The organism is Xenorhabdus bovienii SS-2004, assembly GCF_000027225.1.
Classification (GTDB): Bacteria; Pseudomonadota; Gammaproteobacteria; order Enterobacterales; family Enterobacteriaceae; genus Xenorhabdus; species Xenorhabdus bovienii_C.
Map to the genome: position 1 here is coordinate 3,364,997 of NC_013892.1, position 20,319 is coordinate 3,385,315.

Consider the following 20,319-nt stretch of genomic DNA (forward strand, 5'->3'; position numbering starts at 1 on the left):
ACATGTCCATAACATTATTTTTATTTTCGGGAAAATATTATCGCTATAATACTATAATGTTTTTTATTAATAGCTATTTTATTAGCTTTAATGTTTCTATATCGTTATATATTCTAAATATATAGAAAACAATTATCATGGAATATCATTCATCTAATTACTTTCACTATATAGATTCATAATTCATAATTCATAATTCATAATTCATAATTCATAATTCATAATTCATAATTCATAATTCATAAACTTAAATAATAAATAACGCACACAAAAAATAAAATATATTATTAACCGAATAATTTAAAAAGAAATTAATATTAAAACCAGCCCCCTTTCACATTTATATATCCTTCATCTTCCAACTTGTTGTTTTGCTGATGACTTTCATTCCCCCAGTGACTCTTTTTTATTCGTTAAGCTAATGCTCCATAGATCGTCAACAATGCAACAATAATCACAATAGTCAATGTCGCCTTTTTCGCTAACCTAACAGCCGCAACAGGAGTTTCTATTGGATTAAGATGAGGTTCCTTACTTAAGGCAAACTGAGCCAATTGACTTACCACCTTATATTGAGATGTCCGAAGATCACTGAGGGATGCAACCCAAGCTGGCAAGGCTTTTTCCCCATGCCCTAATAAAGCATAAGCGATCCCCGCCAGACGAGCAGGAACCCAATCCAGACAGTGCAGCAAACTATCAACCCCAGTTTGTGCACGTTGCACAGTCGTTCCGTGTTGTGCCAACCATCCTTGATAACCCCTCAAAAAACCGTATCCCATTAAGATTGCAGGACCTAATTTTCCCATCACTACCAACCAGAAAATCGGTGCAAGATAATAACGGAAATTTATCCAGATCAATGCATTCTGTATCTCACGCAATCGCTCATCTTTTGTGGTATCAGGTAGAGTTCCCTGTATCATCGTCAAACGGACAAGGTGATTATTTTGCTGATCCAGTTCATCAAGACGTACAGCTCGAAGATATTCCCGATAGTCATAACGCAAAGACCCTGCACCAATACACAACAAGCTGATCATGATATACAGCAGAATTCCCGGTACACCAAAAACCACATCACTCAAAACATCAATAAGTTTCCAGGTCAGTAATGCGATCAGTAGGGTCATACCCAAACTGCTCCATAATGAAAATAATTTCATCCTGGCAAACAAAGGGGACAAATAGCGTTCCAACTGCCAATGGTCGCCCATCTTAAAAACACGTTCCCATGCCAGTACTAACAATAGAATAAAGAGAGTCATTCAACTCACTCCTTCAATAGTTGCCGATAATGTTCCCAATAAAAATAAGGCCCTGGGTCGGTTTTCCTACCCGGAGCGATATCACTGTGCCCCGTAATATTATTGCGGATATCAGGAAAGTGACAGATAAGCAATTGGGTAACTTCCGCCAGTCTGAGGTACTGGATTTCACTAAATGGCTCATAATCCGTCCCCTCCAACTCAATACCTATCGAAAAATCATTACATTTCTCACGGTCACAGTAGCAGGATACGCCAGCATGCCAAGCCCTTTTATCAAAAGGGACATATTGCACAATTTCTCCATCGCGGCGGATTAAGCAATGAGCAGAAACACATAATCCCTTTATCTCATTAAAGAACGGATCTTCATCTGAATTCAGCGTTCCCATAAATAGCTGATCGATATAAGGCCCGCCAAACTTGCCGGGAGGTAAACTGATATTATGAATGACCAGTAATGATGGGATTTCACCTTCCGGACGCAGATCATAATATGGAGAGATTACCTTCCTTGCACCATCAATCCACCCTTCATGCAGCTTCATTCTTTTACTCTCCTCAATATCTCAACAGCAATATTCCCAACCAAGTGGAATGGCACCACTCAAAGTGTAACAGGTTAACATGTTAGCATTTTCAATCGAGTACTATTTCTGGTGTGTTTTTCATTTGCGAACCAGCTCGAAAATTCCTCTGTAAAAAATGTAACGAATAGTTATTTTTTCGAGCTATTTCCATAACTATTACTGAAGCTATTTTATTTTTCTCTGTTTTTGTCATCCTTATAAATGCCGACATCTATCGGGGATCATGCTCCATACCATGAGAAAACACACAAAGGAGGAAGAATGAACCAACAAGGGTTTACATTAATGGAATTGATGGTTGTTATGGCGATTGTGTCTATCCTTGGCGCAATTGCTATTCCCAGTTATCAGGGATATATCCAAAAAGCAGCATTAACCGATATGCTACAAACTATTGTGCCTTATAAATCTGGCGTTGAACTTTGTCGTTTTGAAACAGAAAACTATAAAGACTGTAATACTGGCCATGCATCAATTCCATCAGGTCATAATAGCCGCTATATCAGCACCGTTACGGTAAAGGACGGAGAAATAATCATCGTCGGACAACAAAATCTCAATGGGCTCACTACTACCTTAAAACCAACCCAAGATACCAAAACCGGCGTTATCTACTGGCGTACCATCTGTGATACTAAAAATGAATCCTTAAAATTGAAATGTCAGGAAACTTTTAAGTTTTAAACAGTTAAATTTTAAAACCACTCTATTTTCAAACATATTATTTCGAAAAATAAGATTTTAAAATTGCTTCAACATTAAAGGAATATAGAAAATGAGAAACAAGGAAAATGTATTAATGGAAAGGGAAATCAATGAACTGTGTCAACGACATCAGGCCATTATTATAAAAAGAGAGATCCATACCATGACTATTGCCTGTAGCAAATCACCCAATGAAGATTTCATTGCTGCATTACGATTTATTTCTGGCTCAATCATTAATGTAGATATTTGGCCAAAAGCAAAAATAGAATCCATGCTGACACAAGGAAGTTCATTGGTATCTTGTACAGAAAATCACTGTGCTGAAAATGATGATGAGGAACATTATCGTATCGAAAAACTGGATGTCCCCCATTCCAGTCACAGTGAAATACAAACAAACGATGCTTATTCCGAAGATATGGACACGCCAGTTATTCAATTAATTAATCAAACGATATCAACCTCAATACAAAAAAGAGCCTCAGATATTCATTTTGAGCCTGCTCAACGTGGCTATCGGATACGTATTCGGGTTGATGGAATCCTGCATGCTGTATCATCACCTTCTCCCCAAATGAATACCGGTATTCCAGCCCGTTTGAAGATCATGGCAAAACTCAATATTGCTGAAAAACGCCAGCCGCAGGATGGGCAATTTGCCTGGAATGATAGCAAAAACAGTTATGCGATACGTATATCAACATTGCCAACTCTACATGGAGAAAAGATTGTCCTGCGCGTTTTAAATACCATACACCAGCTATCGCTGGAGCAACTTGGCCTGCCAGAGCCTCAATTGCAACTTTTAAAACAGAAAATCCACTTACCGCAAGGTATGATCCTAGTGACAGGCCCGACAGGAAGCGGTAAAACTGTCACGCTGTATAGCTGTCTGCAATATTTAAATCAGGCGAAGAAAAATATCTGTAGCGTCGAAGATCCGGTAGAAATTCCCTTAAGTGGCATCAACCAGACACCAGTAAACAACAAAATTGGCCTCGATTTTGCCAAAGTCCTCAGAGCATTATTACGGCAAGATCCCGATATCATTATGGTCGGTGAAATCCGTGACAATGAAACCGCCGAGATATCGATGAAGGCAGCGCAAACAGGTCATCTGGTTTTATCGACACTGCATACCAATTCGACAATTGATACGTTATCCCGCCTGCAAAATTTGGGGATTTCAGGCTATACCACAGCATCGTGCGTGAAATTGATTATTGCACAGCGGCTGGTGCGTACACTCTGCCCCCATTGCCGCCAGCAAGATAAAGAATGCACTGTCATCAATGTCGACAATGCCGCTATTCCTATAAAAAAAACCGATTCCGTAAAACAATCTATTTCTATAAGACAATGGCTTGCGGTTGGCTGTGAACACTGTTTTTCTGGCTATTATGGCAGGACAGCCATCTACGAATTTCTTGAGCTCCAGCCAACCCTTCAGCAGACTCTGTCAGAACACTCGATTGATAACCTTCCCCAATTACTCGCTGCACAACAGCATTCAACTCTTTTTTCCGCAGGGCTGGTTTTGGTGGAAAAAGGCATAACAACACTGGAAGAGGTTTATCAGATTACAGGTCAGGAAACAGCATGAAAATGGAATATATTTATCAATGGCAAGCGGTCAATAAAAAAGGAAACATTGTAAAAGGGGAAAGCATCGGCCAGAGCAGACAAAACGTGTTTCAATATCTGAGCCACCTTGATTTGCAACCTTATACCATTAAATGCAAAAAACTCATTCATTACAGCGAAAAGGAAATCGCTTATCGCTTACATTTCATTCATCAATTAAGCACATTACTGGCATCAGGTATTCCCCTATTAAAGGGGCTTACTCTCTTATTACAGGAATGTAAACAAATGCTTTGGCGATGTGTATTAACGGATATTATTCAAAAAATCAGCCAAGGTGAGTCATTTTCCACGACATTGGGACACTATCCCCGGCTATTTTCGCCCCTATTTCGCCAGCTTATCGCAGTAGGCGAAGAAACCGGCCAGCTTGAAACCTGCTGCCAATTAATTATCAACCGATTGGAACAACAAGATATATTACGTAAGAAAATCCAGAAAGCTTACCGTTATCCCTTAATCGTAGCCTTTGTAACTATTCTTGTCATTTTACTGATGCTGATTTTTGTTCTGCCGGAATTCAAGCAAGTTTATTCTTCGTTTAATGCCTCACTGCCTCTCTTAACACAGTGGATTTTATCCGCCTCTGATTTACTAATTAATCACGGTGTATTACTTTTGGCAATAGCCTCTCTATTGATAATCAGCTACCTATGGCTGCGCCATCAATTTCCCAAACTAAAAACAAGGGAAAAGATGTTCCTTCTGAAACTCCCTCTTTTTAGGCAACTCACAATTTATCAACAAACCAACCAGATATTTCATATTCTGTTTATGACACAAAAAGCAGGTCTAACACTAACAACAGGGTTGGAATGTGCTCTGAACGCGACTCACCACCCTGTATTCATGGCAGGGATAAAAAATCTGTACAGGCAAATTCAGCAAGGTATACCCATGAGTGATGCTTTAAAGAAAGAGATGTACTTTCCACCATTATGTCAGCAGTTTGTCATGATAGGTGAAGAATCAGGAGAATTAGAATTATTTTTGGGGAATCTAGCAGCATGGTATCAAGAACAATCAATCAGCCTTGCTGATAGTCTAGTGCAATTACTTGAGCCCGTACTGATGCTGATAATGGCAGTGATTGTTGGTTTATTATTGCTGGCTATGTACCTGCCTGTTTTTCAGTTAGGTACGATACTAACGTAACAGTTCATTTACATGTTCCACTGCCTATCTTCGAGGATCTTAAAGCAGGAATTATACCCGTTTGTTTATAGCCCATAGAACTCCCTTGAGTTACAATTTAAATATGCTATCAGAAATATTTTAAGGGATAGAATGAGTTATATTATTGCACTCACAGGTGGAATTGGTAGCGGTAAAACGACTATCTCTAATGTGTTTTCATCCCTTGGTGTCCCGCTTATTGATGCAGATATTATCGCCAGAGAGGTTGTTGCTCCGGGTTCCCCCGCCTTGCAGGCAATCGCAGAGCACTTTGGTTCTGACATATTGCTGCCGGATGGCAGTTTAAATCGCGTCTTTCTGCGCCAAAAAATTTTTGCAGTTCCAGCAGAAAAGCAGTGGATCAATGCACTTCTCCACCCGCTGATACACACAGAAACCCAACAGCAACTAAGTCAAGTCACTGCCCCTTATGCCATTTGGGTCGTTCCTCTGTTAATTGAAAATAATTTAATGCATTTGGCAGATCGTATTTTAGTTGTTGATGTTCCCCCTGAAATACAGATCAGCCGAACAATGACACGTGACGGAGTAAGTCGTGAGCAAGTCGAGAACATTCTGGCTGCACAGGCCAACCGTCATGAAAGGCTGGAAAAAGCGGATGATGTCATATTCAACCATCACAATGAGCAGGATATCATCTCCCGTGTGGCCGAATTACACCAACAGTATTTGAAACAAGCAGAATCAGTCAGACAGGAAAATCGTAATGAGTGATGCAACCTCCACTATTATCTTTGAACACCCACTCAATGAAAAAATGCGTTCATGGCTGAGGATTGATTCTTCACTGCAACAACTGGAAAAACAGCAGTATCTAGATTCATCGGCGAGTTGTCTCGCGTTTTTCCGTACAATTGCTGAATTAATCGAAATACTGGAACGCGGTGAAGTTCGCTCTGAATTATTGAAAGAGCTGGATCGCCAACAGGCAAAATTAAAGCAATGGCTCGGTTCGCCCGATGTTGATACGGCGATGATCCACCTACTGATAGAGCAACTCAAGGAACGGAGCATCGCCTTGAATAAGGCTCCACGTCTCAGCCAGCACATTAAAGAAGATCGTATCATCAACATTGTGCGTAAACGGCTTAGCATCCCGGGAGGATGTTGCAGTTTTGACTTACCCACGTTACACCTGTGGCTACATTTACCACAGTCTGTCAGAGATAAAACCGTCAAATCTTGGCTGGACAGCCTACACCCATTACAGCAAGCACTGGAAAGCATCCTGGGGTTAATACGCCAATCCGCCATATTTTCTCCAAAAATCAGCCACAACGGTTTCTATCAGGGAAATGCTGATGAGTCTGATTTATTGAGATTAAAGTTAGATGTCGTACTGGATGCACTGGTCTATCCACAAATATCCGGTCACAAGACCCGTTTTGCCATCCGTTTTCTGCCGATGGATAGCGAGCACGGTGTTGTACCTGCACATTTGTCATTTGAATTAGCCTGCTGTTAACATAGCCTTCAAATCAAGCAGGAGAAAGTAAAGATGTCTGAAGTATTGACCGTCGCATGCCCGACTTGCGCTAAAACGGTAATATGGGGAGAAATCAACCCATATCGCCCATTTTGCAGTAAACGTTGCCAATTAATCGACTTAGGCGAATGGGCCAGTGAAGAAAAAAAAATCGCCAGTCAGGACGACAGCTCAGAAAACGATAGCTGGAGTGAAGAACCAGATCGGTAATAACCACCAACGTAGCGCCGATTGTATTCGGCGCTACCGTTAATTATTTGTTTTGTTTAATGAGATCCGCTTTTGTTCAGCAAAGCCACTATGCTGCGGTTTGCTGGCGGAAACTCATCAGCGATCAATTCGGTTTGCAAAACCCAACGGGAAGGCTGCCCCTCTTTACCAAATGGCTCATTTTTCCATTGATCCACAAGGTAAAAATAGAGTGTGATGTTTCTGTCAGAAAATTCATGAGTGATGGTTTCCACCAATTCACAATGGGTTACCGTGATCCCCACTTCTTCCTTCAATTCCCGAATAAGTGCCTGCTCCGGAATTTCTTCCTGTTCAAGTTTTCCTCCCGGAAATTCCCAAAAGCCGCCCATATGTGAGTCAGCATGACGCTGAGTGATAAAAATCTCATCATTGGTATTTTTAATGATGCCGGCCGCAATATGCAGATGTTTTTTTTCCATAATAGTCTTTCTTGCAGTTGATTATTTAATCAATGTGATTATTTCTTGCGGACTATAATAAACAGTCATATGAGAAAGAAACAGGATTAATCTCATGAGAGCCGTAATCACGTCTTATTGCTTTTTGCCAAGATTCACCCAAATAAAAGCGTATTATGTGGACACATTTTGGTAAGCGGTATCTGACATTAGCCGACAAATAGAATCCGACATAGAAAGCATAAAGCCGTACTTTAAAGATTAAGGAAGCATCATTCATGCAATCTGAAAGCCAACCATTGATCGAAGCAAAGCAAATCGCCTATCAATTTTCTGGTGAAATCATTCCTCTGTTTTCTGGTATTGATATGGTTTTGAACGCGGAACAACACGCTTTAGTCGGTCGTAACGGTATTGGTAAATCTTGGCTAGCATCAATATTGGCTCGGCAAATACCACCGACAGAAGGCAGTGTGAACCATTTCCGTGATGTTGGTTATCTGTCACAAGGTCTAACATCCTTTTCAGGTAATGCGGCTGAGATGTTAGGACTAACTGAGATCATGAATGCCAATGAACGCATTCTAGCGGGCGTCGGTGATGTGACAGATTTTGACATCATGGAAAATCATTGGGATTGGCAATTTCAAGCGGAGTCCCTATTGGCAGAAGGAGAATTGCGCCCTGAAGTATTAAAGCAGCCTTTTAGTTCTCTCAGTGGTGGAGAACAGACTCGCCTCAGACTGCTGGCACTAAAATATCAGGGAGCGGAGTTTATGATTTTGGATGAACCCAGTAATCACCTTGATCGACAAGGGCGTCTCTGGCTGGCTCAATGGCTGACAAATTTCAGTGGCGGCATTTTACTGATTACTCATGACCCCCAATTATTACAACATGTGTCTGTTGTCTACGAACTCAGTGGGTTAGGGCTATGCCGCAGCACAGGTGGATGGGAAACGTGGTTAGAAAGTAAGGAACAGCTACGGTTAGGTGTACAGCGCGAGGTTGATCAGACGCGTAAAAACCTCAAACAAGCCTTGCGTGATAAGCAAAAAGATCGAGAAAAAGCCAGTAAAAGACAAAGCCAAGGTAAACAACGACGGGAAAATGCCAATCAAAGTAAAATCATTCTTGATCGGGAATTAGGGCGCTCAGAAGCCACGTTGTCACGACAGGCTAAACAACATGAGGAACGATTACAGCGAAGCACTTCTCTGGCCACAGATGCCAGAGCAAGACTGGAAATCATCGATCCTCTGTCAATCACGGTTGCTGCGCCGCAAATAGCGCCTGCTCCGTTACTTTATCTGCAAAATGTCATTTTGCCTTTTGGTTCAGGCTCTCCCATCAGTTTAACAATGAATCATAGTGATCGCCTCGCTATCACGGGAAAAAATGGCAGTGGAAAATCTACCTTGCTAAAAGTGATGGCAGGTTTATTTCCTACCAAACAAGGCACTTGCCGAATAACACCTTCCTATCGTCTGATGGATCAACATTTTTCATTTCTTGATAAAAACCAATCCGCACTGCATAACTTTCAGTTACAGTCACCCGGTTGGCCTGAAGATCGTTACCGTACCCGGCTGGCACAACTGCGCATTCGTGGTGAAGAAGCCTTGAAACCGGTAGGCTATCTGAGTGGAGGAGAACAACTCAAAGTCGCTCTTGCCTGCTTGTTTTGTGGGCCTTATGCTCCCGCCCTGCTGCTGCTGGATGAACCTGACAATCATTTGGACATTGAATCACGCGAACTACTCCAGAAAGCGCTGCATAGTTATACTGGTGCGATGGTACTGATTTCCCACGATGCTCAGTTTATTGCAAATATTGGCAATATGCAGGAATTACTATTGGGTAGCAGCGAGGATTTTCTTCATAAAAAAACCCTCAAATCATTCTCTGAGAGATGAGTTTTGAGGGTTTTATCCAATCAGCCAACGACAATGAATCGCTGGCTCTTTATTACTATTTTTATTATAAACTGCCGTGGCAATGCTTAAATTTTTTGCCTGAGCCACATGGGCAAGGATCGTTGCGTCCCAGTTTACGTGCGCCACTCGCCATCTGTGCTTCTGTTTCTGACATTAAAGCGCCTTGCTCAACTTCATGGCTCAAATGCTGTTTCTTTGCCAAACGCTCCGCTTCTTCACGGCGCTGATTCTCAAGCGCTTCCACTTCTTCCGGTATTCTGACCTGAACTTTACTCAATGTACTGATCACTTCATATTTCAGCGATTCCAGCATATTAGCAAACATGGCAAAAGATTCGCGTTTATACTCCTGCTTTGGATCTTTCTGTGCATAGCCACGCAGATGAATACCTTGGCGCAGGTAGTCCATCGCAGCCAAGTGCTCTTTCCACAGCGTATCCAAGGTTTGCAACATGATGCCTTTTTCAAAGTTACGCATCATTTCTGTACTGACGATTTCTTCTTTCTGTTTGTAAACTTCAATCGCCTTTTCAAGAATACGTTCACGCAGCGTTTCTTCGTGCAATTCAGGTTCTTTGTCCAGCCACTCCTTGATCGGCATATCCAGATCAAAGTCGTTTACCAGACGCTCATGTAAACCTTCTATATCCCACATTTCTTCCAGAGATTGTGGCGGAATATAGGCGTCAATCGTTACCTTGAAGACATCTTCACGAATACTGGCAATGGTTTCGCTGACATCACCCACATCAAGCAGATCGTTGCGTTGGGCATAAATCGCACGGCGCTGATCGTTGGCAACATCATCATATTCCAGCAATTGCTTACGAATATCGAAGTTACGGCTTTCTACTTTACGCTGGGCATTGGCAATCGCTTTAGTAACCCATGGGTGTTCAATCGATTCACCCGGCTGCATGCCAAGTTTACGCATCATGCCAGTGACACGATCGGAAGCAAAAATACGCATCAAGGAGTCTTCCATTGAGAGATAGAAGCGCGAAGAACCAGCATCCCCCTGACGTCCCGCACGGCCACGTAACTGGTTATCGATACGCCGTGATTCATGACGCTCTGTACCAATAATATGCAAACCGCCCGCTGCAAGTACTTCATCATGACGTTCTTGCCATGCAGCTTTAATTTGCTCGATTTTCTCTTGGCTTGGTTCTTCCAGTTTGGCGATTTCAGACTGCCAGCTTCCGCCCAACACAATATCCGTACCACGTCCAGCCATGTTAGTCGCGATAGTAACCGTGCCAGCCTGTCCGGCCTGTGCGATAATATCCGCCTCCATTGCATGGAATTTGGCATTCAAGACGTTATGTTCAATGCCTGCTTTGGTTAATGCTTTAGCAATGACTTCCGATTTCTCAATCGAAATTGTCCCTACCAATATAGGCTGACCATTATTGGTGCGTTCTTTAATGTCTTCAATGATCGCATCGATTTTTTCCGCTTCGGTCATGTAGACCAGATCCGGCAAATCTTTACGGATCATCGGACGGTTTGTCGGAACAACGATAGTATCCAGTTTATAAATAGAACTGAATTCAAAGGCTTCTGTATCAGCGGTTCCCGTCATACCTGCCAGTTTTTCATATATCCGGAAGTAGTTCTGAAATGTAATAGAGGCCAGTGTCTGGTTTTCATTCTGAATTTCAACACCTTCTTTCGCCTCAACCGCCTGATGCAGTCCATCAGACCAGCGACGTCCCTGCATGGTACGCCCGGTGTGCTCATCGACAATGATGACTTCACCATCTTTGACGATGTAATCTACATCGCGAGTAAACAAAACGTGGGCACGCAGCGCTGCTGTTACATGGTGCATCAGCATGATGTTGGTCGGCGAATACAGTGATTCGCCTTCATCCATCAATTTGGCACCAACCAGCAGTTCTTCAACCAGAACCAGACCACGCTCAGTGAGGTTAACCTGACGTGTTTTTTCATCAACCGAGAAGTGACCTTCTCCCTGGAATGCCTCTGAATCTTCTTTTTCTTGGCGGATCAGTTTAGGTATCAGTTTGTCCACTTTGATGTAAAGTTCAGAACTGTCTTCCGCTGGTCCAGAAATAATCAACGGGGTACGGGCTTCATCGATCAGGATCGAATCCACCTCATCCACCAGCGCATAGTGCAGTTTGCGTTGTACTCGCTCTTCTGGGCTAAACGCCATGTTGTCTCGCAGGTAGTCGAAACCGTATTCATTGTTGGTGCCGTAAGTAATATCTGCGGCATAGGCTTCGCGTTTTGCAGGGGCTGGCATGTTTGGCAGGTTAATACCGACGGTCAGACCGAGGTATTCAAACAATGGCCGATTGTTTTCGGCGTCACGCTGTGCCAGATAGTCGTTCACAGTCACGACATGAACACCACGTCCACCCAAGGCATTAAGGTAAGCTGGCAGTGTTGCGGTCAGAGTTTTACCTTCACCTGTACGCATCTCCGCAATACAGCGTTCGTTCAGCACCATCCCACCCAGCAACTGCACATCAAAGTGACGCATACCGAATACACGCTTACTGGCTTCGCGTACAGTAGCAAAGGCTTCAGGCAAAATTTTCTCCAGTGATTCACCTGCTTTCAGGCGTGCACGGAATTGTTCTGTTTTTGCTTTTAATTCTTCATCGGAGAGCTTCTCAAAATCAGGCTCCATATGGTTGATAATCTCAACCGATTTACGCAAACGGCGTAGGGTACGGTCATTACGGCTACCAAAAATCTTAGTGAGTAATTTAATCAGCATAATTAATACATCTCAGATAAGGCCAAAGTTGCGGCCAACCAATTGTGTCTTCTAGACTGTCCAAGCAAAGCTGTCTCATCAAAAAATAAAAAGTAAGACAGGTGAGTTAGTTAAAGCAAAGATAAATGGTTAGCTGTTGGCCCCGCGCGAATTCCCTGAGTTTTAGCTACCCAGAGTGCCGGTGTGTGGGAATCAGGAAGAATAGTCGCCGTAATTTCAATATCAAGGATGGATTCAAATTGTGACGGTGCTTGTATCAGCATAGCATACAACGTATCCAGCATAAGTTGTTGCATGCATGGAGAAGAAAATCGAATGCTTTCTTTTGCTACTTCGTGTTGGATAGGGCCAGTAATAGAAAAAGTAAAAGAAAGCCGACGAATAATGTTGCGAACAGCATGTTGCTGCCAGTAATTCAAATGATTCGAAGGTTGACGCTGGACACTTTGTAATTGAAATAAGTGATCAAATGAGGAAAATACCTGATTTTGGTTCTTTTGGCTGGAAGAAGTATTACTATGAGGAAGGCTTTCTGTTATTCCAGCTAAAACAGCAGGAACACCAATTCCTGTGGCGACCATGCCCAGTAAAAGGTGAGACCAAAAATAACGCCTACCAAATTGTCGCCAAAGATTTAAAATACTCATTCACCCTTCATTAATAAATACTGGAACTACCTTTAATATGCGAGATAGCCGACCACAATCACTGGATACGCTATTTGAAGATGAGGCAGCTGTCGGTAAAAGCCCTCTTCAAATCATTCAACAACATGCTATTGCACTTTTGAAACTCAACCGTGCCATGCTCAGTTTATTGCCCGCACAACTGCATCCATGGTGCAGGGTCGCCAATTATCGCAAACATATTCTGGTACTGGAAGCAGGAAATGCCAGTTGGATGACAAGACTTCGCTATGAAGTGCCCGTTTTGCTTTCGACACTGAGAAGCGAAATTCTACCATCTTTATCCTCTATCGACATCAGGATTAATCCATCATTAATGGTCAAACGTAGTAATAATGCGCAAGATTTCGCAAAATCGTCAACAACAGCACCTAATAATAATAATCAGAATTTACCAAAGCGCCAATTGAGCCATGAAAGTGCAGAAACATTAATGATATTGGCTGAACGCAGCCCTGAGAAATTGAAAAGGAAATTAGAGAGATTGGCTGCGCTGGCCGGAGAGGGTACCAGTACAGCCAAAAAAAAGTGCTAGCGTTGAATAAAAAACATCAGCAAAAAAAGCGAGACAGATAACATAACTCTTTGATTAACCATAGGAATGTTTTCAGTACACTTTTTGGCTACTATGCCATCACTGTTGATGGAGCACGGAAAGCCAGCGGCATTTCAGCCTCATCTTCAAACGTGACAAATTCCCAAGCACTTTCATGCGCCAAGACTGCTTGCAGCAACTTGTTATTCAATGCATGGCCTGATTTGAACGCAGTAAACGCGCCAATGATGTTATAACCACACATGAACAGATCACCGATGGCATCCAGCATTTTATGACGGACGAACTCATCTTCAAAACGCAGACCATCTTCATTGAGTACGCGGTAGTCATCTACCACAATGGCGCAATCGAAGCTGCCACCGAGGCACAGGCCCTGGGATTGCAGGTACTCAATATCGCGCATAAATCCAAAAGTACGTGCGCGGCTAATCTGGCGGACAAACGAATCCGCAGAGAAATCCAAACTATAACGTTGTGAACTGGAATCAATAGCCGGATGGTTGAAGTCAATGGTAAAGTCCAGACTAAAACCGTGATATGGTGCTAATTCAGCCCATTTATCTCCATCTTCTACGCGAACTGCGTCTTTCATACGTACGAATTTCTTCGCGACATTCAGCTCTTCAATACCTGCATCCAACAGCAGAAAAACGAACGGGCTGGCACTACCATCCATAATAGGGATTTCTGGTGCATCGACGTCAATAACAATGTTATCGATACCCAGACCTGCCAACGCTGCGTTCAAGTGCTCAACGGTTGAAATTCGCACATTGTGTTCATTTACCAGACAAGTACAGAGCATGGTATCACGCACGGATTTAGCATTCGCCGGAAAATCTACCGGTGGATTCAAATCAGTACGACGATAGATGACCCCGGTATTAGCCGGCGCTGGACGCATTGTCAGCGTGACTTTTTTACCGGTGTGCAAACCAACGCCGGTCGCTTGAACAGTCCGTTTTAATGTCCTTTGTTTGATCATCATTATATCTCGCAATGTTACCCATCCTGCCAATTACTATAAAACATAATTGGCAGGACAGTTTAGCACAAAAAGCGGAGAATCCTATCTTTTAGCTATTAATCAGCCTGTTTGCGCAAAAATGCTGGAATGTCCAGATAATCAGGCTCTTTGCTTGTCTGCGCATTTTGATCATTGACCACTTTTGCAGCAGTTTTTTTCTCTTCAGACAATGACGGGATTCCACCAGACATCTGCGGGTAACGGCGATCCAGTGTATTTGACTGAGATACTTTGTTGTTGGTCACCAGAGTAATTTCAGGACGTTTGTCCATCCCGATACCCGTTGCCACAACCGTTACACGTAGCTCATCATTCATGTCTGGATCCAGTGACGTACCGATAACCACTGTCGCATTGTCAGAGGCAAATGCACGAATTGTGTTACCAACCGTTTCAAACTCATCCAGACGCAAATCAAAGCCGGCAGTAATGTTAACCAACACTCCACGTGCACCAGAAAGATCAATATCTTCCAGTAACGGGCTGGAGATAGCCATTTCAGCCGCTTCTTCTGCACGGTCTTCACCCTGTGAAATACCTGATCCCATCATGGCATATCCCATTTCAGACATCACGGTACGAACGTCTGCGAAATCAACGTTCATCAGTCCCGGGCGAGTAATCAGTTCAGCGATACCTTGAACCGCCCCTTTCAGGACGTCATTGGCTGCACCGAATGCATCCAGCAGAGAAATGCCGCGTCCCAGCACTTTCAATAATTTGTCATTTGGAATGGTGATCAATGAGTCCACATGTTTGGACAGTTCAGTGATCCCCTGTTCCGCGAAGGCCATTCGCTTCTTGCCTTCGAAATTGAATGGCTTGGTAACGACAGCAACGGTCAGAATACCAAGCTCTTTAGCAATTTCAGCCACAACGGGGGCTGCGCCAGTTCCCGTACCACCGCCCATGCCGGCAGCGATGAATACCATGTCGGCACCTTCCAGGGCAGTACGCAATGCTTCGCGATCTTCTTCTGCCGCAGTACGGCCGACTTCAGGGTTTGCACCAGCGCCCAATCCTTTTGTAATGCCGTTGCCAATCTGGATAGTCTGACCGACAGCTGTTTTGCGCAGCGCCTGAGCATCGGTGTTAATCGCAAAGAAGTCTACACCTTCAATACGTTCACGCACCATGTGCTCAACAGCATTACCGCCGCCGCCGCCGACGCCGATGACTTTAATCACCGCGTCGTTGGTTAATTCCAGTGGTTCAAACATAATTTCTCTCCGTTTTGTGCCTTTATGTCGAGGCCGGCGCCATTGTCGCGGCCTCTGTATAAAAAATCAAAATTCTTTTCTCAGCCAGCTGCTGACTTTTTTGAACCAGCCGCTCACTGACGTTCTTTTATCGGCATCAGAATCGCCACCAAGGTGAGATTCTTTACCATAATGCAGAAGCCCGACTGCCGTTGAGTAGCAAGGCTCCTGCACATAATCCGTCAGACCAGTAATGTTCAGGGGACGGCCAATACGTACTTGGGTATGGAATACCCTCTGAGCACATTCGGCCACGCCATCTATTTGAGCTCCTCCCCCGGTCAAGACAATCCCTGCGGCCAGATGATGTTTTACTCCCTGCTGACGTAATTGTTCCTGCAATCGCAGAATTTCATCATTCACTAAATTCAGCAGTTCGGTATAACGAGGTTCGATCACCTCAGCCAGAGTCTGGCGTTGCAAGCTACGGGGAGGACGCCCTCCCACGCTTGGAACCTCTACACTTTCATCCTTGCTGACTATCGAACCCAATGCGCAACCGTGACGAACCTTGATGGTTTCAGCATCACTCGGAGGGGTTCCAAACGCATAGGCGATATCACTAGTGACGACATTTCCTGCATAAGGGATCACCTTGGTATGGCGCAATGCGCCACCAGTGTATACTGCGATATCCATTGTGCCGCCGCCGATATCAACGACACAGACGCCCAATTCACGTTCATCCTCGGTCAGAACAGCATAACTTGCCGCCAGACCCGCAAAAATAAGTTGATCAACTTTCAGTCCACAACGTTCAACAGCTTTTACAATATTTTTTGCCATGTCGTTATGGCAGGTAATCAAGTGAACTTTTGCCTGCATACGTACGCCAGAAAGCCCGACCGGATTTTTGATCCCTTCCTGATAATCGATAGCGTATTCCTGTGGGATCACATGCAAAACACGGTGTTCATCACGAACACGAACCGATTTGGCCGTATGGACAACACTGTCCACATCGTCCTGTGTCACTTCTTCTTCCGAAATCGGCACCATGCCAATTTCGTTCTGGCAACTGATATGCTTACCGGAAAGTCCCAGATAAACTGAAGATATCTGGCAGTCCGCCATTAATTCAGCCTGATCAATCGCACGCTGTACGCATTTAACGACCGATTCAAGGTCGTTGACACCACCTTTATCCATACCGCGGGATGGACAACTTCCCACTCCGATAATATTAACCATACCATCGGGCAGAATTTCACCAACCAGGGCAGATACCTTTGCTGTCCCGATTTCAAGGCCAACTACCAATTTTCTGTCCGTTGATTTGATCATTGTTATTCTGCCTGTCTCTGTATTATTGCCAGTCACTGTTATTTTTCTGCCCGTTGATTGAAACCGGCGCATCAATTAATAAAGGAGCCCAACCTACCGCAGCGCCGCTGTCATAACGTAAGTCTACATAAGCCACGCGTTTCTCCGTATTTTTCTGCAACACAGGATAAAGTTCAATAAAACGTTTAATCCGCTTCACATCATTTTTATTTCCCAGTTCCAGCCGAATGTCGTTATTCAGAATTAATTGCCAAGCATTACGCTCCGTCATGATCACCGTTTTCAATTTCATTTTATGTTCAGTAAACAAGGGCGCTACTTTGTTATATTCTGCCAATACCTCTTTCTCTTTACCTTCAGGGCCAGAAAGCATGGCGTAATGCCCTTTGACACTACGCTCTATCGGCAAACTAAATACATTTCCTTCTGCATCCAGCATGTACGTATCATTCCAACGTACATAAGGCACGTATTCTACCAGATGAATTTTTAGTTCATCAGGCCATTGCTTACGCACAGTGACTTGCCGAATCCACGGTAGTCGTTCTATCTGCCCCTGAATAATGTTGACATCCTGTGTCATAAATGTCCCGATAGCGCCAAATGCCATTATTGCTCGCCTGACATCATCATTCGTGGTGTAATGGCGTTCACCAGTCAACACCAGTTTTGAGAGCGCTAATCTGTTTGAATCCTTCATCCAGTCCAATGTCATCCAGCCTCCCCATACGATGGTGCCAATCACCATCAGGAAGAAAAAAATCCCTGCTAGATGATAGCCATTACTGGGGCGGGAGCTTCGCGTTTCACTTTCTCGCTCCCGGGTATTCCGGGCTGCCTGTGACATATCAATCGGCCAACTCCAGAATTTTCACCACCAGCTGTGAAAAACTGAGTCCGGACTGACGTGCGGCCATCGGTACTAAGCTATGGCTGGTCATACCTGGGGATGTATTCACTTCCAACAGATAGAAATTACCATTGCCATCATCCATGATATCAACCCGACCCCAACCACTGCATCCCAGCGCCTTATACGCTTTTGATGCAATCTCTGCCAACTCCAGCTCTTTTTCTGCACTCAGGCCACTTGGGCAGAAGTATTTCGTTTCATTGGAAAGATATTTCGCATCGTAGTCATAGAACACTTCCGGAGCTTGGATACGGATAGAGGGTAAAACCTCATCGCCCAAAAATGCCACGGTATATTCAGGACCCAACAACCATTTTTCAACCAGCACATCCGTGTCGTGCTGGAACGCCAGCTCCAATGCCCCACGCAGTTCGGAATAATCATTCACTTTAGTCATACCAACACTGGAACCTTCCAGATTCGGCTTAACCATTAATGGAAGTCCTAATTCTCGAACATATTCTTGGAGTTGGAAATCATTAACTTGTTCAAATTTTTGAGCATTAATTGCGGCATACGGAGAAACCGGCAACTTTGCTCCCTGCCATAACTGTTTTGTGCGCAATTTGTCCATTGACAAAGCTGATGCCATAACACCACTGCCGGTATAAGGGATTTGCAAAAACTCCAGTACCCCTTGCAGCGTACCATCTTCACCACCACGCCCATGCAGAGCGATGAAGGCTTTGCTGAATCCTTCTCCTTTGAGTTTAGTCACATCAAAGTCTTTTGTATCGACTGAATATGCATTAATGCCTGCTTCTTTCAGCCCGGCCACAACAGATTGTCCTGATTGCAGTGAAACTTCCCGCTCAGCGGAGGTTCCGCCCAATAGAACAGCGACCTTCTCAACCATGATGCTCTCCCTCATTAAAAGACGGCTGTAATTTTGTTTCAGCCAGATTGCGCGCTATTTTACCGATATTACCGGCACCCTGAACCAACACTAAGTCATTGTTTTCTATTACCTGTGACAGCATGGCTGAAATTTGCTCTGAATCTGACACAAAAATCGGGTCCAATTTCCCACGACTACGAATGGTACGGCACAAAGAGCGGCTATCAGCCCCCGGAATTGGGGTTTCACCTGCCGAATACACATCCAGCATCAATAGAACATCCACTTGACTCAGAATATTGGCAAAATCATCATATAAATCACGAGTTCTTGTATAGCGGTGCGGCTGGAACAGCATCACAATACGCTTATCTGGCCAACCCGCCCTCGCAGCCTTAATCGTGGCATCGACTTCGGTTGGGTGATGACCATAATCATCCACCAGCATCACGCGACCTTCTTTGCCATTAATATGTTTGAGGGAGAATTCACCCAGAAAATCAAAACGGCGCCCCGTTCCCTGAAATTCAGCCAGTGAAGCCAGAATAGCAGCATCATTGATCCCTTCTTCTGTCGCTACAGCGACAGCAGCGGTTGCATTCAGCGCGTTATGACGCCCAGGTGCATTCAATACGACATGCAATTCTGGCAAGTCGTCACGGCTGATGGTGAAAAACCCCTGCGCTGCCTTCTGCTCGTAATGTGTAATGCGGATGTCTGCTTCTTCGCTGAAACCATAGGTCGTGATATAACGTCCAATGCGGGGAATTAACTCTTTCACGACAGGATCATCAATGCACATCACGGCACGACCATAAAATGGCAAGTTATGTAGGAAATTAACGAATGTCTGTTTCAGATTTTCGAAATCCCCCTGATAGGTATCCATGTGGTCAGCTTCAATATTGGTGATAACCGCCACCATAGGCTGCAAGTGCAGGAAAGAAGCATCGCTTTCATCCGCTTCAGCAATCAGGTAACGACTGGTTCCAAGACGGGCATGCGTGCCTGCGGCCTTAACCAGCCCCCCATTGACGAATGTAGGATCAAGGCCAGCCTGAGCATAAATGCCGGCAATCATCGCTGTCGTCGTCGTTTTTCCATGCGTTCCCGCGATAGCGATGCCATGCCGATAACGCATCAGCTCTGCCAGCATTTCCGCACGGCGAATAACCGGGATGCGGGCTTCACGAGCGGCAATAATTTCTGGGTTGTCCGCAGAGATTGCCGTGGATGCAACGACCACACTGGCACCTCGTACGTTTTCCAAACGGTGATTAAAATAAATGGTTGCACCCAGTGCGAGCAACTGTTGTGTGACGGGATTGGGTGCCAAATCAGAACCACTTATCTGATAACCTTCATTAGCCAACACCTCGGCGATACCACCCATGCCAGCACCACCAATGCCGACAAAGTGGATATGCCTGACTTTTCTCATTTCAGGCACGGAAACTCTTAATTTCGCCAACTGTTGTGTATTCACGTTTTAATCTTCACTAGTTATGTTTACGTCGCCGT

19 protein-coding genes are annotated in these 20,319 nt (G+C 44.1%); 8 read left to right on the forward strand and 11 right to left on the reverse strand.

Annotated features, from left to right (window positions below; genetic code table 11):
• Positions 1-413: 413 nt before the first annotated feature.
• Entirely contained in the window at positions 414-1,268 is an 855-nt protein-coding gene (ampE, locus tag XBJ1_RS14770) for a beta-lactamase regulator AmpE (RefSeq protein ID WP_012989797.1), read from the reverse strand.
• Between the two features lie 5 nt (positions 1,269-1,273).
• Entirely contained in the window at positions 1,274-1,816 is a 543-nt protein-coding gene (gene ampD / locus XBJ1_RS14775) for a 1,6-anhydro-N-acetylmuramyl-L-alanine amidase AmpD (protein ID WP_012989798.1), read from the reverse strand.
• Between the two features lie 303 nt (positions 1,817-2,119).
• Here ampD and ppdD point away from each other — a divergent pair, with 303 nt between their 5' ends.
• From ppdD to yacG, 6 genes are all read left to right on the forward strand, one after another.
• Positions 2,120-2,542 carry a prepilin peptidase-dependent pilin gene (gene ppdD / locus XBJ1_RS14780; RefSeq protein ID WP_038190307.1) on the forward strand — a complete coding sequence of 141 codons (423 nt, stop codon included), beginning with the start codon at positions 2,120-2,122 and terminating at the stop codon, positions 2,540-2,542.
• 91 nt (positions 2,543-2,633) lie between these two features.
• On the forward strand, positions 2,634-4,169 hold the full coding sequence (gspE, locus tag XBJ1_RS14785) for a type II secretion system protein GspE (protein ID WP_012989800.1): 1,536 nt from the start codon (positions 2,634-2,636) through the stop codon (positions 4,167-4,169).
• Positions 4,166-5,365 carry a protein transport protein HofC gene (hofC, locus tag XBJ1_RS14790; protein WP_012989801.1) on the forward strand — a complete coding sequence of 400 codons (1,200 nt, stop codon included), beginning with the start codon at positions 4,166-4,168 and terminating at the stop codon, positions 5,363-5,365. Before gspE ends, hofC begins: the two co-directional genes overlap by 4 nt.
• 132 nt (positions 5,366-5,497) lie before the next feature.
• Positions 5,498-6,121 (forward strand): dephospho-CoA kinase, encoded by a 624-nt coding sequence (gene coaE, locus XBJ1_RS14795; RefSeq protein ID WP_012989802.1) that lies wholly within the window; start codon positions 5,498-5,500, stop codon positions 6,119-6,121.
• Positions 6,114-6,872 carry a cell division protein ZapD gene (gene zapD, locus XBJ1_RS14800; protein ID WP_012989803.1) on the forward strand — a complete coding sequence of 253 codons (759 nt, stop codon included), beginning with the start codon at positions 6,114-6,116 and terminating at the stop codon, positions 6,870-6,872. The genes coaE and zapD overlap by 8 nt, the downstream gene beginning before the upstream one ends.
• 33 nt (positions 6,873-6,905) lie before the next feature.
• Positions 6,906-7,103: a DNA gyrase inhibitor YacG gene (yacG, locus tag XBJ1_RS14805; RefSeq protein WP_012989804.1), complete on the forward strand. Its 198-nt coding sequence runs from the start codon at positions 6,906-6,908 to the stop codon at positions 7,101-7,103.
• Positions 7,104-7,159: 56 nt separating this feature from the next.
• On the opposite strand, the gene mutT is transcribed toward yacG, so the two are convergent.
• Positions 7,160-7,564, reverse strand: coding sequence for an 8-oxo-dGTP diphosphatase MutT (gene mutT, locus XBJ1_RS14810; protein WP_012989805.1), 405 nt, complete (start codon positions 7,562-7,564; stop codon positions 7,160-7,162).
• Between the two features lie 257 nt (positions 7,565-7,821).
• Here mutT and XBJ1_RS14815 point away from each other — a divergent pair, with 257 nt between their 5' ends.
• Positions 7,822-9,459 (forward strand): ATP-binding cassette domain-containing protein, encoded by a 1,638-nt coding sequence (locus tag XBJ1_RS14815; protein WP_012989806.1) that lies wholly within the window; start codon positions 7,822-7,824, stop codon positions 9,457-9,459.
• A 64-nt stretch (positions 9,460-9,523) separates the two neighbouring features.
• Here XBJ1_RS14815 and secA read toward each other — a convergent pair whose 3' ends face one another.
• Together secA and secM are read right to left on the reverse strand one after the other, a co-directional pair.
• Entirely contained in the window at positions 9,524-12,232 is a 2,709-nt protein-coding gene (secA, locus tag XBJ1_RS14820; protein WP_012989807.1) for a preprotein translocase subunit SecA, read from the reverse strand.
• 110 nt (positions 12,233-12,342) lie between these two features.
• Positions 12,343-12,879: a secA translation cis-regulator SecM gene (gene secM / locus XBJ1_RS14825; protein WP_012989808.1), complete on the reverse strand. Its 537-nt coding sequence runs from the start codon at positions 12,877-12,879 to the stop codon at positions 12,343-12,345.
• Between the two features lie 37 nt (positions 12,880-12,916).
• Here secM and XBJ1_RS14830 point away from each other — a divergent pair, with 37 nt between their 5' ends.
• Complete coding sequence (locus tag XBJ1_RS14830; protein ID WP_012989809.1) at positions 12,917-13,453, forward strand: DUF721 domain-containing protein; 537 nt, start codon at positions 12,917-12,919, stop codon at positions 13,451-13,453.
• Between the two features lie 91 nt (positions 13,454-13,544).
• On the opposite strand, the gene lpxC is transcribed toward XBJ1_RS14830, so the two are convergent.
• The 6 genes from lpxC to murC form a co-directional block, all read right to left on the reverse strand.
• Positions 13,545-14,462, reverse strand: a complete 918-nt coding sequence (gene lpxC / locus XBJ1_RS14835) for a UDP-3-O-acyl-N-acetylglucosamine deacetylase (RefSeq protein WP_012989810.1) — start codon at positions 14,460-14,462, stop codon at positions 13,545-13,547.
• Between the two features lie 98 nt (positions 14,463-14,560).
• Positions 14,561-15,724 carry a cell division protein FtsZ gene (gene ftsZ, locus XBJ1_RS14840; protein WP_012989811.1) on the reverse strand — a complete coding sequence of 388 codons (1,164 nt, stop codon included), beginning with the start codon at positions 15,722-15,724 and terminating at the stop codon, positions 14,561-14,563.
• 66 nt (positions 15,725-15,790) lie between these two features.
• Entirely contained in the window at positions 15,791-17,047 is a 1,257-nt protein-coding gene (gene ftsA / locus XBJ1_RS14845) for a cell division protein FtsA (protein ID WP_012989812.1), read from the reverse strand.
• A 22-nt stretch (positions 17,048-17,069) separates the two neighbouring features.
• Positions 17,070-17,894, reverse strand: coding sequence for a cell division protein FtsQ (gene ftsQ, locus XBJ1_RS14850; RefSeq protein ID WP_038199243.1), 825 nt, complete (start codon positions 17,892-17,894; stop codon positions 17,070-17,072).
• 1 nt (position 17,895) lies between these two features.
• The gene (locus XBJ1_RS14855) at positions 17,896-18,816 is read right to left on the reverse strand and encodes a D-alanine--D-alanine ligase (protein WP_012989814.1); all 921 of its coding nucleotides are present in this window, start codon (positions 18,814-18,816) and stop codon (positions 17,896-17,898) included.
• Complete coding sequence (murC, locus tag XBJ1_RS14860) at positions 18,809-20,284, reverse strand: UDP-N-acetylmuramate--L-alanine ligase (protein ID WP_012989815.1); 1,476 nt, start codon at positions 20,282-20,284, stop codon at positions 18,809-18,811. The genes XBJ1_RS14855 and murC overlap by 8 nt, the downstream gene beginning before the upstream one ends.
• Positions 20,285-20,319: the final 35 nt, after the last annotated feature.

Coding starts and splice junctions, on each gene's coding strand:
- ampE (WP_012989797.1), bottom strand. CDS start 1,268: ATGACTCTCTTTATTCTATTGTTAGTACTGGCATGGGAACGTGTTTTT.
- ampD (WP_012989798.1), bottom strand. CDS start 1,816: ATGAAGCTGCATGAAGGGTGGATTGATGGTGCAAGGAAGGTAATCTCT.
- ppdD (WP_038190307.1), top strand. CDS start 2,120: ATGAACCAACAAGGGTTTACATTAATGGAATTGATGGTTGTTATGGCG.
- gspE (WP_012989800.1), top strand. CDS start 2,634: ATGAGAAACAAGGAAAATGTATTAATGGAAAGGGAAATCAATGAACTG.
- hofC (WP_012989801.1), top strand. CDS start 4,166: ATGAAAATGGAATATATTTATCAATGGCAAGCGGTCAATAAAAAAGGA.
- coaE (WP_012989802.1), top strand. CDS start 5,498: ATGAGTTATATTATTGCACTCACAGGTGGAATTGGTAGCGGTAAAACG.
- zapD (WP_012989803.1), top strand. CDS start 6,114: ATGAGTGATGCAACCTCCACTATTATCTTTGAACACCCACTCAATGAA.
- yacG (WP_012989804.1), top strand. CDS start 6,906: ATGTCTGAAGTATTGACCGTCGCATGCCCGACTTGCGCTAAAACGGTA.
- mutT (WP_012989805.1), bottom strand. CDS start 7,564: ATGGAAAAAAAACATCTGCATATTGCGGCCGGCATCATTAAAAATACC.
- XBJ1_RS14815 (WP_012989806.1), top strand. CDS start 7,822: ATGCAATCTGAAAGCCAACCATTGATCGAAGCAAAGCAAATCGCCTAT.
- secA (WP_012989807.1), bottom strand. CDS start 12,232: ATGCTGATTAAATTACTCACTAAGATTTTTGGTAGCCGTAATGACCGT.
- secM (WP_012989808.1), bottom strand. CDS start 12,879: ATGAGTATTTTAAATCTTTGGCGACAATTTGGTAGGCGTTATTTTTGG.
- XBJ1_RS14830 (WP_012989809.1), top strand. CDS start 12,917: ATGCGAGATAGCCGACCACAATCACTGGATACGCTATTTGAAGATGAG.
- lpxC (WP_012989810.1), bottom strand. CDS start 14,462: ATGATCAAACAAAGGACATTAAAACGGACTGTTCAAGCGACCGGCGTT.
- ftsZ (WP_012989811.1), bottom strand. CDS start 15,724: ATGTTTGAACCACTGGAATTAACCAACGACGCGGTGATTAAAGTCATC.
- ftsA (WP_012989812.1), bottom strand. CDS start 17,047: ATGATCAAATCAACGGACAGAAAATTGGTAGTTGGCCTTGAAATCGGG.
- ftsQ (WP_038199243.1), bottom strand. CDS start 17,894: ATGTCACAGGCAGCCCGGAATACCCGGGAGCGAGAAAGTGAAACGCGA.
- XBJ1_RS14855 (WP_012989814.1), bottom strand. CDS start 18,816: ATGGTTGAGAAGGTCGCTGTTCTATTGGGCGGAACCTCCGCTGAGCGG.